This is a genomic window from Streptomyces sp. NPDC040589, from assembly GCF_055594445.1.
Genome location: NZ_JBVIWP010000006.1, coordinates 309,156 through 323,335 on the forward strand (window position 1 = coordinate 309,156; position 14,180 = coordinate 323,335).

The following is a 14,180-nucleotide window of genomic DNA, read 5'->3' on the forward strand; positions in this document are numbered from 1 at the left end:
GACGAGGCCCGCGCCCCGGATGGGGAGCGGGCCTCGTGTGGTGTGCGGGGTGATCAGCCCTTGTTGGCCTTCTTCTCGTCGGCATCCTGGATGACCGCCTCCGCGACCTGCTGCATCGACATCCGCCGGTCCATCGAGGTCTTCTGGATCCACCGGAACGCGGCCGGCTCGCTCAGCCCGTACTCGGTCTGAAGGATCGACTTCGCCCGGTCCACCAGCTTGCGCGTCTCCAGCCGCAGCGTGAGGTCCGCGACCTCCTTCTCCAGCTCCTTCAGCTCCGTGAAGCGCGACACGGCCATCTCGATCGCCGGCACGACATCGGTCTTGCTGAACGGCTTCACCAGGTAGGCCATGGCACCGGCGTCCCGGGCCCGCTCCACGAGGTCGCGCTGCGAGAACGCGGTCAGCATCAGCACCGGCGCGATGCTCTCCTCGGCGATCTTCTCGGCCGCGGAGATACCGTCCATCTTCGGCATCTTCACGTCCAGGATCACCAGGTCCGGGCGGTGCTCACGAGCCAGCTCCACGGCCTGCTCACCGTCCCCGGCCTCACCGACGACGGTGTACCCCTCCTCCTCCAGCATCTCCTTGAGATCGAGCCGGATCAGGGCCTCGTCCTCGGCGATGACGACACGGGTCGTCAGCGGAGGCACGTGCGACTTGTCGTCATCGGGCACGTCAACAGGCTGGGGCGACTCGGGGGCGCTCACGTGGGCTCCTTGGTACGGGGCAGGCCGGTACTGCTCCCAAGAGCGTACCTAGCAGCAAGGGCGCACAGTGAACCGGTACACTGCTGGTCGGTCCCCAGACCTGCCCGGTTGGAGGAACTGGTCAGACTCGCGGCACTCAAAATGCCGTGCCCTTTGGGCATGTGGGTTCGAATCCCACACCGGGCACAACATCAAAAGCGGAGGATCACGTTCGCGTGGTCCTCCGCTTTTTGCTGCACGCAGTCACGATCAGTGGCGCAGAGTTACCCCATGGAGCAGCACAACCCTTCGATTCGAGCTCAAGCCGTCGCACTGATGCGCCAGGGCGTACCGAACCGCACAGTCGCGGAGCGCCTAAACGTCCCGCGAGGCACTGTCGGCTGGTGGCGTAGCGAAGACCGCAGAGCGCGCGGCGAGACCTACGAGCAACCGACCGACTGCCCTCGGTGCACAGGCCGCGAGTTCGACCAGGTCGCATACGCCTACCTGCTCGGGCTCTACCTCGGCGACGGCCACATCATCTCGAAGCGCAAGCAGCATCACCTGTCCGTCTTCTGCAATGCCATGCAGACCGGCCTGATCTCTGCCGCCGAAGACGCCATGCGCAAGGTGATGCCATTGCCCAGCGTCAAGCAGCGCTACAAGCCCGGCTGTGTCGAGGTGAAGTCGTACACGAAGCACTGGACCTGCATGTTCCCTCAGCACGGCCCCGGCAAGAAGCATGAGCGCCGGATCGTCCTCGAACCCTGGCAGCAGGAAATCGTCGACACCCACCCCTGGGAATTCGTCCGTGGCCTCATCCACTCCGACGGCTGCCGCGTCACCAACTGGACGACCCGCATGGTCGCCGGCGAGCGCAAGCGCTACGAGTACCCTCGGTACTTCTTCACCAACGTCTCCGAGGACATCCGACGGCTCTACTCCGACACGCTCGACACACTGGGCATCGAGTGGACCCACTGCACCCGCAACGGCAACCCGTACAACATCTCCGTCGCCCGCAAAGCCTCCGTAGCCCTCATGGACGCCCACGTAGGCCCCAAGTACTGACGTCCTACTTCGGGCTGTCGTCCTCGCCGATGTGGTGGACGCGGACCAGGTTCGTCGAGCCGGAGACGCCGGGAGGGGAGCCCGCCGTGATGACGACCGTGTCGCCCTTCCGGCAGCGGCCGTACTTCAGCAGCAGTTCGTCGACCTGGTCGACCATCGCGTCCGTGGAGTCCACGCAGGGGCCGAGGAAGGTTTCCACGCCCCACGTCAGGCTGAGCTGGGAGCGGGTCCCCTGGTCGGGGGTGAAGGCGAGGAGGGGGATCGGGGAGCGGTAGCGGGAGAGGCGGCGGGCGGTGTCGCCGGATTGGGTGAAGGCGACCAGGAAGCGGGCGCCGAGGAAGTCGCCCATTTCGGCCGCGGCCCGGGCCACGGCTCCGCCCTGGGTGCGGGGCTTGTTGCGTTCGGTGAGCGGCGGGAGGCCTTTCGCCAGGATGTCTTCCTCCGCCGCCTCGACGATGCGGGCCATCGTGCGGACCGTTTCGATGGGGTGCTTGCCGACGCTCGTCTCGCCGGACAGCATCACCGCGTCGGTGCCGTCGATGACGGCGTTGGCGACGTCCGAGGCCTCCGCACGTGTCGGGCGGGCGTTGTCGATCATCGAGTCGAGCATCTGGGTGGCGACGATGACGGGTTTCGCATTGCGCTTCGCCAGTTTGATCGCGCGTTTCTGGACGATCGGAACCTGTTCCAGTGGCATTTCGACGCCGAGGTCTCCGCGCGCGACCATGATGCCGTCGAACGCCGCGACGATTTCTTCGATGTTCTCGACGGCCTGCGGTTTTTCGACCTTGGCGATGACGGGGAGGCGGCGGCCTTCCTCGTCCATGATGCGGTGGACGTCCTGGATGTCTCGGCCGGTGCGGACGAAGGAGAGGGCGATGACGTCGGCGCCGGTGCGCAGGGCCCAGCGGAGGTCGTCCTCGTCCTTCTTGGAGAGGGCGGGGACGGAGACGGCGACGCCGGGGAGGTTGAGGCCCTTGTGGTCGGAGATGACGCCGCCCTCGATGACCGTGGTGTGGACGCGGGGGCCGTCGACCTCGGTGACTTCGAGGCAGACCTTGCCGTCGTCGACGAGGACGCGTTCGCCGGGGGTGACGTCGGCGGCGAGGCCGGCGTAGGTGGTGCCGCACATCCGGCCGTCGCCTTCGGCGCCTTCCTCGACGGTGATGGTGAAGGTGTCGCCGCGTTCAAGGAGTACGGGGCCTTCGGTGAAGTGGCCGAGCCTGATTTTCGGGCCTTGAAGGTCGGCGAGGACGCCGACGCTGCGGCCGGTCTCGTCGGCGGCCTTCCGCACCCGGTGGTAGCGCTCCTCGTGCTCGGCGTGGCTGCCGTGGCTGAGGTTGAATCGGGCTACGTCCATTCCGGCGTCGACCAGGTCTTTGATCTGGTCGTACGAGTCGGTGGCGGGGCCCAGTGTGCAGACGATCTTTGCTCGGCGCATAAGGGTGAGCCTATGAGTTACTGGCCGGTAGAGAATTGGTCGTGAGTGACTACTCAACAGACTTTGAATGAAGCGCTATGGCCAACTGTTGAATTGTGCGGCGGGGCGCTCCGATGAGCGTTCGGAATCCCTCGGTCGCGTTTTCGAAATGGCACGCGGAGACCGGCTACAACCGCGGCGGCACCATCGTGAAGCGGGCGTTGATCTGGGCGTGGACCCGCTGGCGTTGGGGTTCGAGGTCGAGGGGGGCCGCCGCGCTGTCCTCGGCGCCGCCGTAGGCCGCGGAGCGCATGCGGCCGGGTGCCTGGGGGTAGGGCGGCTGGGCGTTCTCCGCGCCGATGTCGGCGAGTTCGACCAGGGCGGAGAGGGTGGTGTCGAGTGCCTCGGCGTACTCGCGGGCGCGCTGGACGGCTTCCCGTACGGCCTTCTTCCTGGCCTCGCGGTGGGCGGGTGAGTCGGGGCGCAGGGCCCACCAGGGGCCGTCGACGCGGGTGAGTTCGAGGTCGGCGAGGCGGGTGGTGAGTTCGCCGAGGGCGGTGAAGTCGGTGAGTTCGGCGGTGACATGGACGCGGCCGTGGTAGGTGCGGATGCGTTCGCCGCGTCCGTGCTTGGTGAGTTCGGGCGTGATGGAGAAGGCGCCGGTCTCCAGGCGTTCGACGGCGTCGCCGTAGGACTTGACCAGGTCGAGGACGCCTGTGTTGCGGCGGGTGAGGTCGTCGAGGGCGGAGCGGCGGTCGCGGCCCCGGGCGGCGACGGTGATGCCGATGCGGGCGATCTCGGGGTCGACTTCGAGGCGGGCCTCGCCGCGGACGGCGATGCGGGGGGCGTCGGGTGTTCCGTAGGGGACTGCGGGCTGGGAGGCGTCTCCGGTGGGCGCGGTCATACGCCCCACTCTGTCATGTCTTGGCTGGCCGGAGGCGTGGAGTTGGCCGGCTGAGTCATCAGATCGAAACCTGCCGGGGCTGTTGCGGCCGGTCATGACCGGGTCAGAATCTACGCGCGTTATCTACGCGCGTCGTTCACAGATTCCGCAAGGGGAGCCAGACATGCCGTTGAACCGCCGGAAGTTCCTGGAGAAGTCCGCCGTGACCGGGGCGGGGGTGGCGCTGGCCGGTGCGGTCACGGCGCCGGGTGCTCAGGCGGCCGAGGCGCGGGGTGGGACGAAGCGGGGCGTGAAGCGGTACGCGTTCACCGTCATGGGGACGACGGACCTGCACGGCAACGTCTTCAACTGGGACTACTTCACGGACAAGGAGTTCGACGACAAGGACCACAACGACATCGGTCTGGCGAAGATCTCCACCCTGGTGAACCGGATCCGCGAGGAGAAGGGCCGCCGCAACACGCTGCTCATCGACGCGGGCGACACCATCCAGGGCACGCAACTGTCGTACTACTACGCCAAGGTCGACCCGATCACCGCCAAGGGCGGCCCGGTGCACCCGATGGCGCAGGCCATGAACGCCATGGACTACGACGCGGCGGCGCTCGGCAACCACGAGTTCAACTACGGCATTCCGGTGCTGCGGAAGTTCGAGCAGCAGTGCCGTTTCCCGCTGCTGGGCGCCAACGCGCTGGACGCCAAGACGCTGCGGCCGGCGTTCGCGCCGTACAGCATGCACCGGCTGCGCACGCCGTTCGGGCGGGATGTGAAGGTGGCGGTGCTGGGCCTGACCAACCCGGGGATCGCGATCTGGGACAAGGCGAACGTGCAGGGCAAGATGACGTTCCCGGGTCTGGAGGAGCAGGCGGCGAAGTGGGTGCCGAGGCTGCGGTCGATGGGCGCGGACGTCGTCATCGTGTCGGCGCACAGCGGTTCGTCGGGGACGTCGTCCTACGGTGACCAGCTGCCGTACATCGAGAACGCGGCGGGTCTGGTGGCGGAGCAGGTGCCGGGGATCGACGCGATCCTGGTGGGGCACGCGCACACGGAGATCCCCGAGTACTTCGTCACCAACAAGAAGACCGGCCAGCAGGTCGTGCTGTCCGAGCCGTTGAAGTGGGGGCAGCGGCTGACGCTGTTCGACTTCGAGCTGGTCTGGGCGAAGGGCTGCTGGAAGGTCGAGAAGGTGGGCGCGAAGGTCCTGAACTCCAACGCGGTGGAGGAGGACCGGAAGATCGTCCGGTTGCTGTCGGACGAGCACGAGAAGGTCGTGGCCTACGTCAACCAGGTCATCGGCACGAACGCGGCGGAGATGACGTCGGCCGAGGCGCCGTACAAGGACGTGCCGATCATCGACCTGATCAACCACATCCAGGCGGACACGGTGAAGCAGGCGCTGGCGGGCACGGAGCACGCCTCGCTGCCGGTGCTGTCGCAGGCTGCGTGCTTCTCGCGCAGTGCCCGGATCCCGGCGGGCGAGGTGACGATCCGGGACGTGGCGGGTCTGTACGTCTTCGAGAACACGCTGGAGGCGCGTCTGATGACGGGTGCGCAGATGAAGGCGTATCTGGAGTTCTCGGCGAACTACTTCGTGCAGACGGCGCCGGGCGCGCAGGTGGATCCGGCGAAGCTGACGAACGCGAACGGCACGCCGGACTACAACTACGACGTGGTGAGCGGGCTGGCCTATGAGATCGACATCGCCAGGCCGGCCGGTTCGCGGGTGACGAACGTGCGGTTCGAGGGGCAGCCGCTCGCGGACGACGCGAAGTTCGTGTTCGCGGTGAACAACTACCGGGCCAACGGCGGCGGGAACTTCCCGCATGTCGCCGCCTCGCAGCTGCTGTGGTCGAACTCGGACGAGATCCGCAACATCATGATCGCCTGGGTGAAGGCGAAGGGGGCCGTCGACCCGGCCGAGTTCGCGGCGGTGGACTGGAAGCTCACGCGGAACGGCACGCCTGTCTTCTGAGCGCCTTGAGCTTCATCGCCTTCGGTCCACGAGCGGGGTCAGCGCCGGTGCCTCGCGGGCCGGCGGGATTTGCTGCCGCTGTGTGAGGCCGAAGGTGGTGAAGGCGGTACGGCGTGGGAGGGCGTACGCCTCCCTGCCCGTCAGGGAGTTGAGGATGATCGCGCTGCGCCAGGCGGCGAGGCCGAGGTCCGGGGCGCCGACGCCGTGGGTGTGGGTCTCGGCGTTCTGGACGTACGCCGTGCCGGTGACGGACGGGTCGAGGACGAGGCGGTACTCCTCGTCGATCCGCGGGCGCTCCCGGCTGTCCCGGCGCAGGTAGGGGTCGAGTCCGGCGAGGACGCGGTCGAGGGGGCGTTCGCGGTAGCCGGTGGCGAGGACGACGGCGTCGGTGGTGAGCCGGGAGCGACTGTCCTGCCTCGCGTGTTCCAGGTGCAGTTCCACCTTGGTCGTGGCGACGCGGCCCGCGGTGCGGACGTGGACGCCGGGGGTGAGGACGGCGTCGGGCCATCCGCCGTGCAGGGTGCGGCGGTAGAGCTCGTCGTGGATGGCGGCGACGGTGGCGGCGTCGATGCCCTTGTGCAGCTGCCACTGGCCGGTGACGAGCCGGTCGCGGGCGGACTCGGGCAGGGCGTGGAAGTAGCGGGTGTGGTCGGGGGTGAAGTGCTCCAGGCCGAGCTTGGAGTACTCCATGGGCGCGAAGGCCTCCGTGCGGCCCAGCCAGTGGAGTTTCTCCTGGCCGGCCGGTCTGTTCCGCAGCAGGTCGAGGAAGATCTCGGCGCCGGACTGTCCGATGCCGACGACCGTGACGTGCTCGGCGGCGAGGAGGGCGGCGCGGTGGTCGAGGTAGTCGGCGGCGTGCACGACCGGGACGCCTGGCGCCTGGGCGAGGGGCTTGAGGGGTTCGGGGACGTAGGGCTCGGTGCCGATGCCGAGGACGACGTTGCGGGTGTACGTGCGGCCGAGGGCCTCGGCTTCTCCGTCGGCGTCGAGCTGGGTGAAGTCGACCTCGAAGACGTCGCGTTCGGGGTTCCAGCGGACGGCGTCGACCTGGTGGCCGAAGTGGAGGTCCGGGAGGCTCTCGCCGACCCAGCGGCAGTAGGCGTCGTACTCGGCGCGCTGGATGTGGAAGCGCTCGGCGAAGTAGAAGGGGAAGAGCCGCTCGCGGGACCGGAGGTAGTTGAGGAAGGTCCAGGGGCTGGTGGGGTCGGCGAGGCTCACGAGGTCGGCGAGGAACGGGACCTGGATGGTCGCGCCCTCGATGAGCAGGCCGGAGTGCCAGCCGAAGGCGGGGCGCTGGTCGTAGAAGACGGTGTCGAGTTCGCCGAGCGGGTGGGCGAGGGCGGCGAGGGAGAGGTTGGCGGGGCCGATGCCGATGCCGACCAGGTCGCGGGGGGCGTCGGGCCTCTGGTGCGGGTGGGGCGTCGGGGCGGGGTCGGGGGTGGGCGCGGGGTTCATCGGGGGGTGTGTCCTTCCACGAGTGTGGCTCGGCGCGCTGCCACGAGGTGCAGCAGGGCGGCCAGGTCGTCGGGCCCGGTGGCGGGGTTGAGGAGGGTGGCCTTGAGCCAGAGCCGGCCGTCGAGACGGGTCCGGCCGAGGACGGCACGGCCGTCGGTGAGGAGCGCGCGGCGTACGGCGGCCACGGTGGCGTCGGTGGCGCCCGCGGGCCGGAACAGCACCGTGCTGATGACGGGCGGGGCGTGGAGTTCGAAGCCGGGGTGGTCGTGGACGAGGGCGGCGAACTCCCGGGCCCGGGCGCAGACCTGGTCGACGAGCGTGCCGAGGCCGCCGCGGCCGAGGGTCTTGAGGGTGACGGCGAGCTTGAGGACGTCGGGGCGGCGGGTGGTGCGCAGGGACCGGCCGAGCAGGTCCGGGAGGCCGGCCTCGGTGTCGTCGACGGCGTTGAGGTAGTCGGCGCGCTGCCGCAGGGCGGTGAGGTCTCGGGGGTCCTTGACGGCGAGGAGGCCTGCGGCGATCGGCTGCCAGCCGAGTTTGTGCAGGTCGAGGGTGACGGTGTCGGCGGCGTCGAGTCCGGTGAGCGCGGTGCGGTGCCGGGTGCTGAACAGGAGGCCTCCGCCGTAGGCGGCGTCGATGTGCAGCCGGGTGCCGTGGGCCGCGCAGCGGGCGGCGATCTCGGGCAGCGGGTCGATGAGGCCGGCGTCGGTGGTGCCGGCGGTGGCGGCGACGAGCAGCGGGCCGGGCAGGCGGGTGAGGGTCGCGTCGAGCGCGGCGGGATCGAGCGTTCCGGCCGGGGCGGGCACGACGACGGGTTCGGGCAGCCCGAGCAGCCAGGCGGCCCGCGCGAGCGAGTGATGGGCGTTGTCCCCGCACACGAGCCGCACGGCCCCGCCGCACGTTTCCCGCGCGAGGAGCAGGGCGAGCTGGTTGGACTCGGTGCCGCCGGTGGTGACGAGGGAGTCGGGGTTCGCGCCGTGCCGGTAGACCTCCCGGGCCAGCGCCCCCGCCACCAGCGTCTCCAGCTCTGATGCCGCCGGAGCCTGGTCCCAGGAGTCCAGGGACGGGTTGAGGGCGGAGGCCGCGAGGTCGGCTGCGGCGGCGACGGCGAGGGGCGGGCAGTGGAGGTGGGCGGCGCACAGGGGGTGTGCGGGGTCGGCGGCGCCTTCGGCGAAGGCGTGGACCAGGGTGCGCAGGGCGTGTGGGTCGCCCTGGTCGGGGAGGATCTCTCCCGCCGTCTCGCGCACGCGGGCCGCGACCGCCTCCGGTCCGCCCGCCGGCAGCGGTCCGCCGCGCGCCCGGGCGCCGGTGTCCAGCGCTTCGAGCACGGTGTCGAGCAACGGCCGCAGGGCGCGTGGGCCTTCGGGACCTGAGGCGAGGGGCGGCGTGCTCATGGGCGTCCTCCGGGGAGCGGGGCGACGCGCCCGAGAAGCCCAACGACCGGACCCGGGTGGAGGTACTTCCGTACGGGGAGAACCTGTTGGGGTCCGGTCGTCTCAGCCCTGTCAGGAGTGCGGCGCCAGGGACGTGCCCGGCGCCGCCGGTCCTACGACCGCGGGCCCTGCCGCACCCGCAGCGCCCGTGCCAGATCGTCCAGTTGGTCGACGAGCTTGCGGTGCAGCGCCGGGATCGGTCCGGCGTCGCGCAGGCACTCCTGGCCCAGGCGGAGGTGCTCCGCGTCGACCGCGTGGGCGGGGAAGGCCGAGCGTCCGACGGCCGTGGCGATGGCGGGGCCGCGGCGTTCGGCGACGGCCACCGCGTCGGTGTAGTAGCGCGGCACGTAATCGCGTACCAGATCAGCCTGTTCGGGCTGCCAGAAGCCCGCGGCGGTGGCGGTGAAGAGGTAGTTGGACAGCTCGTCGGATCCGAACATCGCCTGCCAGGCGTGGTCCTTGGCCTCCGGGTCGGGCAGCGCGGCCCGGCAGTGGGCGGCGCCCTCCTGGCCGCTGGCGCTGGGGTCGCGCTCCAGCTCGGCGGCGATGGCGGCCTCGTCGGTGGCGCCGAGGACGGCGAGCCGGGCGAGGACGCGCCAGCGCAGCTCGGGGTCGAGTTCCGGGCCGCCGGGGACGGTGCCGTCGGCGAGCCAGGCGGCGATGGTGTCGGGGTGGGCCGCGACGTCGATGCGGTGGCGTACGGCGATCAGGCGCAGGCCGGGGTTGTCGCCGTCCTCGGTGCGCCGGATGAGGTCGCGGCACAGGTCGGAGAGGGTGGCGAGCGCGGCGGGCCGCTCCTCGGGGGTGAGGTAGTGGTCGGTGATGTATGTGGACGCGAAGGCGAGCACGCCCTGGACGACGGCGAGGTCCGTCTCGAGCGGGAGATGGGCCCGGGCGGTCTCCAGGTAGGCGGCGGGCGCCAGTTCGCCGTCGCGGACGGCGTCGCGCAGGGCGTTCCAGACGACCGCGCGGGTGAGCGGTTCGGGCAGGCCGGACAGCTCCTTGCGGATGGTCTCGAAGGACTCGGGGTCGAAGCGGACCTTGGCGTAGGTCAGGTCGCCGTCGTTGAGGAGGAGCAGGGCCGGGCGCTTGCCGATGGGGTGGGCGTCGTTGCGCGGCAGGTCCAGGTGGAGGCGTTCGCGCAGGACGAGGTGCCTGCCGTCGTCGCCTAGGTCCCGGTCGTACAGGCCGACGGCGATGTGGTGGGGGCGGCTGCCGGCGTGGTCGACGGTGAGGGCGCAGGTGCCGTTCTCGCCGGGGGCGACCTGGGGGGTGAGGGTGTCGACGCCGGTGGTGCGCAGCCAGGCGTCGGCCCAGGCGTGGACGTCGCGCTCGGTGGCGCAGGCGAGGGAGTCGATGAAGTCGGCGAGGGTGGCGTTGGCGAACTTGTGCCGGGCGAAGTGGGTGTTGATGCCGGCGAGGAAGTCCTTCTCGCCGAGCCAGGCGACCAGCTGTCGCAGCACGCTCGCGCCCTTGGCGTAGGAGATGCCGTCGAAGTTGAGCAGCGCGGAGGCGGTGTCGTCGACGGCCTCGGGGGCCACGGGGTGGGTGGAGGGGCGCTGGTCGGCGTCGTAGCCCCAGGACTTGCGGGTGACGCCGAAGTCGGTCCAGGTGTCCGTGAAGCGGGTGGCCTCGGTGAGGGTCTGGTAGCCCATGTACTCGGCGAAGGACTCGTTCAGCCAGATGTCGTCCCACCACTTGAGGGTGACGAGGTCGCCGAACCACATGTGGGCCATCTCGTGGGCGATGACCATGGCGCGGGTCTGCCGCTCGGTGTCGGTGACGGCGGAGCGGTAGACGAACTCGTCGCGGAAGGTGACGAGGCCGGGGTTCTCCATGGCGCCCGCGTTGAACTCGGGGACGAAGGCCTGGTCGTAGGAGTCGAAGGGGTAGGGCTCGTCGAACTTCTCGTGGTAGCGGTCGTAGCACGCGCGCGTGACGTCGAAGAGTTCGTCGGCGTCGGCGTCCAGGTAGGGGGCGAGGGAGCGGCGGCAGTGCAGGCCGAAGGGCAGCCCGCTGTGCTCGGTGCGTACGGAGTGCCAGGGGCCGGCGGCGACGGCGACGAGGTAGGTGGAGATCAGCGGCGTGGGTGCCGCCTTCCATACGCCGCCGGTCTGTTCGGTGATGCCGTTGGCGAGGACGGTCCAGCCCTCGGGGGCCTGGACGGACAGCTCGAAGACGGCCTTGAGGTCGGGCTGGTCGAAGGCGGCGAAGACGCGCTGGACGTCGTCGAGGAACAGCTGGGTGTAGACGTAGGTCTCGCCGTCGGTGGGGTCGGTGAAGCGGTGCATGCCCTCGCCGGTGCGGGAGTAGCGCATGAGCGCGTGCACGCGCAGTTCGTGCTCGCCGGCGGTGAGGTTCTTCAGGGGGAGCCGGTTGCCGTCCAGGGCTTCCGGGTCCAGGGGGTGTCCGTCGAGGGTGACGGAGCGCAGCTCGTCCGGCCTGACCTCGACGAAGGTGTCTCCGTCGGTGCGGGCGCTGAACCTGATCAGGGTGCGGGAGTCGAAGGTCTCGTCGCCGGTGGTCAGGTCGAGCTCGATCGTGTAGCGGTGCACGTCGAGGAGCTCTGCTCGGGTCTGCGCTTCGTCGCGCGTCAGTACGGACATGCGTGACATGCTGCCTGATCGCACTGGCAAGGCACAGAGGCGGATCGGTACGTGCCCAATGTCCGGTCTAGGTACGGTCTTTTTCCAGCTCCCCGGCGTGCGCCCCCATGGGTCGCTGGGTCGGTACGCGCGCGTCGGGATGCGGCAGCGCGGGGCGCGTGGGGTGGACGGCGGCCTCGGTGTGCTCCCGTACGAGGGCGCGCAGCCGGCGCACTTCCCGCTCCAGGGCGAGGTGCCGCTGCTGGGCGTCGTAGAGGTAGCGGACCTTGGTGCGCAGGGCCCAGGGGTCCACGGGCTTCATGACGAGGTCGGCGACGCCCAGCCGGAAGGCGGCGGTGGTCAGTTCGTGGTCGGCGCCGAAGCCGGTGAGCAGGATCACGGGGATGTGCTGGGTCTGTTCGACGCGCCGCATGTAGCGCACCACCTCGAGGCCGCTGACGCCGGGCATGCGCACGTCGAGCAGCAGCAGGCCGACCTGGCCGCGGAGCACCTGCTTGAGCGCCTCGTCACCGCTGGTGGCCCGGCCGAGCAGATAGCCCAGCGGGGCCAGGGCGCTCTCCAGCGCGTACAGCGTGTCCTCGTGGTCGTCGACGATGAGGATCCTGGTATCCGACGGCATGGCCCGACGCCCCTCCCTCGTGGAGGACCAGAGTAAGTCCGGGACACTGACGCGCAGTGCTCGTCAGCTGACATGCTGTGCACAGCGCAGCATGCCCCGCGCGGGCCGCCGTGTCACTCCCCTGGGAGCGGTCCTCGGCGGTCAGTTGCCGCCGGGCGTGGAGCCGTTGAGGGTCTCGTCGGCGATGCGCTCGTGGTGGCGGATGACCTCGGCGACGATGAAGTTCAGGAACTTCTCGGCGAAGGCCGGGTCCAGTTTGGCGTTCTCGGCGAGCGTGCGCAGCCGGTCGATCTGGCGGGACTCGCGGGCCGGGTCGGCGGGCGGCAGCTGGTGCCTGGCCTTGAGGTGGCCGACCTGCTGGGTGCACTTGAAGCGCTCGGCGAGCATGTGGACGACGGCCGCGTCGATGTTGTCGATGCTGTCGCGCAGCCGGGCGAGCTCCTCGCGGACGGCGGCGTCGACGTCACCGGTACCGGTGTTGCTGGTGGTCATGGGGCGTCAGCCTACGGGGAGGAGACCGGGCCGCCGCATGTCGTCTCACACCTCGGCCGCGCCGAGCCGCTTGTGGAAGTAGACGTCCTCGTGTCCGCCGGGCACGCCCTGGATGCGGGCCCGTTCCCGGTAGCCGAGCCGCGGGTAGAAGCCGGGCGCCTGGAAGCTGTATGTGGAGACGATCATGTCGGTGCAGCCGCGCCGGGCCGCCTCGGCCTCCGCCGCGCGCATCAGCCGGCCGCCCCAGCCGGCGTGCCGCTGGTCATCCCGCACCCAGAGCATGTCCACGGAGCACAGGCTGCCCCAGGTCCAGGCGGTGAGTCCGCCGATCAGCTCGCCGGTGTCGTCGGTGGCGCGGACGGAGAGGGGCTCGGTGACGGCGCCGTCGGCGGCGGCGGTGTTGAAGGCGGTCAGCTCCTCGTCGAGCCGCGTTTCGAGGTCGTCGTCCTGGCCGCCCACCCGGAGACCGGTGGCGACGGTGTGCTGTTCGCTGGTCACGGCCCGGATTCTGCCGGAGGGGCCCGGGCCGGACGACCGGTTTTCGCGGCGACGGCGCGGCCCCGCGGCCGTCACACTTTCGTACAGTGGAACCGGATTCAGGGGCGTCTTGGGGGTGAGGCGTGGCGAACGACGGGCCGGTCGAGCACGGCTACCCGCATCTGGAGACGGTGCGGGCCGCCATCACGGCGTTGTACAGGCGACTGTCGTACGACACGATCCAGACGTTCGCGACCAGCGTGGTCCCCGCCGATGTGGCGTTCTGCGACACCGACGACCTGCATCTGGGGGCGCAGCGGGTGGCGCAGGAGCTGGTGCGGCACTACCGGCTTCCGGACGCCCGGCTGATCGTGAGCTTCCGGGAGATGCGGCACGCGGCGAACGTCGAGTTCGCGGCCGGGCCGGAGTACTTCGTGGAGCTGAACGACCGGTTCCGTACGCATCGGCGGGACATCGGGGCGGCCCTCGCCCACGAGGTGATGCATGTGTACCTGCACCGCCTCGACCTGTCCTTCCCGGGCGTCCGGGACAACGAGATCCTGACGGACACGGCGACGACGTATCTGGGCGCGGGCTGGCTGCTGCTGGACGCGTTCCGGGAGGACGGGGCGTCGTCGCAGAAGCTGGGCTATCTGACGCCGGAGGAGTTCGGGTACGTGCTGGCCAAGCGGGCGCTGGTCTTCGGGGAGGACCCGTCGGTGTGGTTCACCAGTGCTCAGGCGTACACGGCGTACGTGAAGGGGATGGAGCTGGCCCGGCGCGATGAGCGGCAGCCGCCGTTGACCGCGGCGGGGTGGGCGGGGCGGCGGCGGTATGCCCGGGACCGGCGGCACGCGCCGGCGGGGCCACCGCCGCAGCCGGGTGCGCGGTACCGGTTCTCTCCCGACGGGGGTGGGCGGTTGCGGGTGTCGTTTCCGTGCCCTACCTGTCATCAGCGGATTCGGGTGCCGGTGCGGGGGCGGGTTCGGGCGCGGTGTGGATTGTGCCGGAGTGTGCTGGAGTGCGACACATAGGTTTGCGCGGG

At 70.2% G+C, this 14,180-nt stretch carries 12 protein-coding genes and 1 tRNA gene; 4 read left to right on the top strand and 9 right to left on the bottom strand.

The features are described from left to right. Positions 1–53: 53 nt before the first annotated feature. Positions 54–710: an ANTAR domain-containing response regulator gene (locus ACZ58V_RS27340; protein ID WP_468193382.1), complete on the bottom strand. Its 657-nt coding sequence runs from the start codon at positions 708–710 to the stop codon at positions 54–56. Positions 711–812: 102 nt separating this feature from the next. Between ACZ58V_RS27340 and ACZ58V_RS27345 the strand changes: the two genes are divergently transcribed. Both ACZ58V_RS27345 and ACZ58V_RS27350 read left to right on the top strand, forming a co-directional pair. Further along, positions 813–896, top strand: a tRNA-Leu gene (locus ACZ58V_RS27345). Between the two features lie 84 nt (positions 897–980). Next, complete coding sequence (locus ACZ58V_RS27350) at positions 981–1,760, top strand: helix-turn-helix domain-containing protein (protein ID WP_471293105.1); 780 nt, start codon at positions 981–983, stop codon at positions 1,758–1,760. Between the two features lie 4 nt (positions 1,761–1,764). On the opposite strand, the gene pyk is transcribed toward ACZ58V_RS27350, so the two are convergent. Together pyk and ACZ58V_RS27360 are read right to left on the bottom strand one after the other, a co-directional pair. Further along, the gene (gene pyk, locus ACZ58V_RS27355; RefSeq protein ID WP_471293108.1) at positions 1,765–3,201 is read right to left on the bottom strand and encodes a pyruvate kinase; all 1,437 of its coding nucleotides are present in this window, start codon (positions 3,199–3,201) and stop codon (positions 1,765–1,767) included. Positions 3,202–3,367: 166 nt separating this feature from the next. Further along, positions 3,368–4,084: an SIMPL domain-containing protein gene (locus tag ACZ58V_RS27360; RefSeq protein WP_468193385.1), complete on the bottom strand. Its 717-nt coding sequence runs from the start codon at positions 4,082–4,084 to the stop codon at positions 3,368–3,370. Between the two features lie 163 nt (positions 4,085–4,247). On the opposite strand from ACZ58V_RS27360, the gene ACZ58V_RS27365 reads away from it, so the two are divergent. Next, positions 4,248–6,056, top strand: coding sequence for a bifunctional metallophosphatase/5'-nucleotidase (locus ACZ58V_RS27365; protein WP_471293112.1), 1,809 nt, complete (start codon positions 4,248–4,250; stop codon positions 6,054–6,056). Positions 6,057–6,068: 12 nt separating this feature from the next. Here the strand turns inward: ACZ58V_RS27365 and ACZ58V_RS27370 are convergent, their stop codons facing one another. From ACZ58V_RS27370 to ACZ58V_RS27395, 6 genes are all read right to left on the bottom strand, one after another. Beyond that, positions 6,069–7,511, bottom strand: coding sequence for a lysine N(6)-hydroxylase/L-ornithine N(5)-oxygenase family protein (locus tag ACZ58V_RS27370; protein ID WP_468193387.1), 1,443 nt, complete (start codon positions 7,509–7,511; stop codon positions 6,069–6,071). Then, positions 7,508–8,902, bottom strand: a complete 1,395-nt coding sequence (locus ACZ58V_RS27375) for a pyridoxal phosphate-dependent decarboxylase family protein (RefSeq protein ID WP_471293115.1) — start codon at positions 8,900–8,902, stop codon at positions 7,508–7,510. Before ACZ58V_RS27375 ends, ACZ58V_RS27370 begins: the two co-directional genes overlap by 4 nt. A gap of 152 nt (positions 8,903–9,054) precedes the next feature. Beyond that, positions 9,055–11,547, bottom strand: coding sequence for an aminopeptidase N (gene pepN, locus ACZ58V_RS27380; protein WP_471293118.1), 2,493 nt, complete (start codon positions 11,545–11,547; stop codon positions 9,055–9,057). 67 nt (positions 11,548–11,614) lie between these two features. Then, positions 11,615–12,166 carry a response regulator gene (locus ACZ58V_RS27385; RefSeq protein ID WP_468193390.1) on the bottom strand — a complete coding sequence of 184 codons (552 nt, stop codon included), beginning with the start codon at positions 12,164–12,166 and terminating at the stop codon, positions 11,615–11,617. A gap of 141 nt (positions 12,167–12,307) precedes the next feature. Further along, the gene (locus ACZ58V_RS27390) at positions 12,308–12,658 is read right to left on the bottom strand and encodes a chorismate mutase (protein ID WP_468193391.1); all 351 of its coding nucleotides are present in this window, start codon (positions 12,656–12,658) and stop codon (positions 12,308–12,310) included. A gap of 45 nt (positions 12,659–12,703) precedes the next feature. Continuing rightward, complete coding sequence (locus ACZ58V_RS27395; protein WP_468193393.1) at positions 12,704–13,156, bottom strand: GNAT family N-acetyltransferase; 453 nt, start codon at positions 13,154–13,156, stop codon at positions 12,704–12,706. Between the two features lie 122 nt (positions 13,157–13,278). On the opposite strand from ACZ58V_RS27395, the gene ACZ58V_RS27400 reads away from it, so the two are divergent. Then, on the top strand, positions 13,279–14,169 hold the full coding sequence (locus tag ACZ58V_RS27400) for a hypothetical protein (RefSeq protein WP_468193395.1): 891 nt from the start codon (positions 13,279–13,281) through the stop codon (positions 14,167–14,169). Positions 14,170–14,180: the final 11 nt, after the last annotated feature.

Coding starts and splice junctions, on each gene's coding strand:
- ACZ58V_RS27350 (WP_471293105.1), top strand. CDS start 981: ATGGAGCAGCACAACCCTTCGATTCGAGCTCAAGCCGTCGCACTGATG.
- ACZ58V_RS27370 (WP_468193387.1), bottom strand. CDS start 7,511: ATGAACCCCGCGCCCACCCCCGACCCCGCCCCGACGCCCCACCCGCAC.
- pyk (WP_471293108.1), bottom strand. CDS start 3,201: ATGCGCCGAGCAAAGATCGTCTGCACACTGGGCCCCGCCACCGACTCG.
- ACZ58V_RS27375 (WP_471293115.1), bottom strand. CDS start 8,902: ATGAGCACGCCGCCCCTCGCCTCAGGTCCCGAAGGCCCACGCGCCCTG.
- ACZ58V_RS27385 (WP_468193390.1), bottom strand. CDS start 12,166: ATGCCGTCGGATACCAGGATCCTCATCGTCGACGACCACGAGGACACG.
- pepN (WP_471293118.1), bottom strand. CDS start 11,547: ATGTCCGTACTGACGCGCGACGAAGCGCAGACCCGAGCAGAGCTCCTC.
- ACZ58V_RS27390 (WP_468193391.1), bottom strand. CDS start 12,658: ATGACCACCAGCAACACCGGTACCGGTGACGTCGACGCCGCCGTCCGC.
- ACZ58V_RS27365 (WP_471293112.1), top strand. CDS start 4,248: ATGCCGTTGAACCGCCGGAAGTTCCTGGAGAAGTCCGCCGTGACCGGG.
- ACZ58V_RS27360 (WP_468193385.1), bottom strand. CDS start 4,084: ATGACCGCGCCCACCGGAGACGCCTCCCAGCCCGCAGTCCCCTACGGA.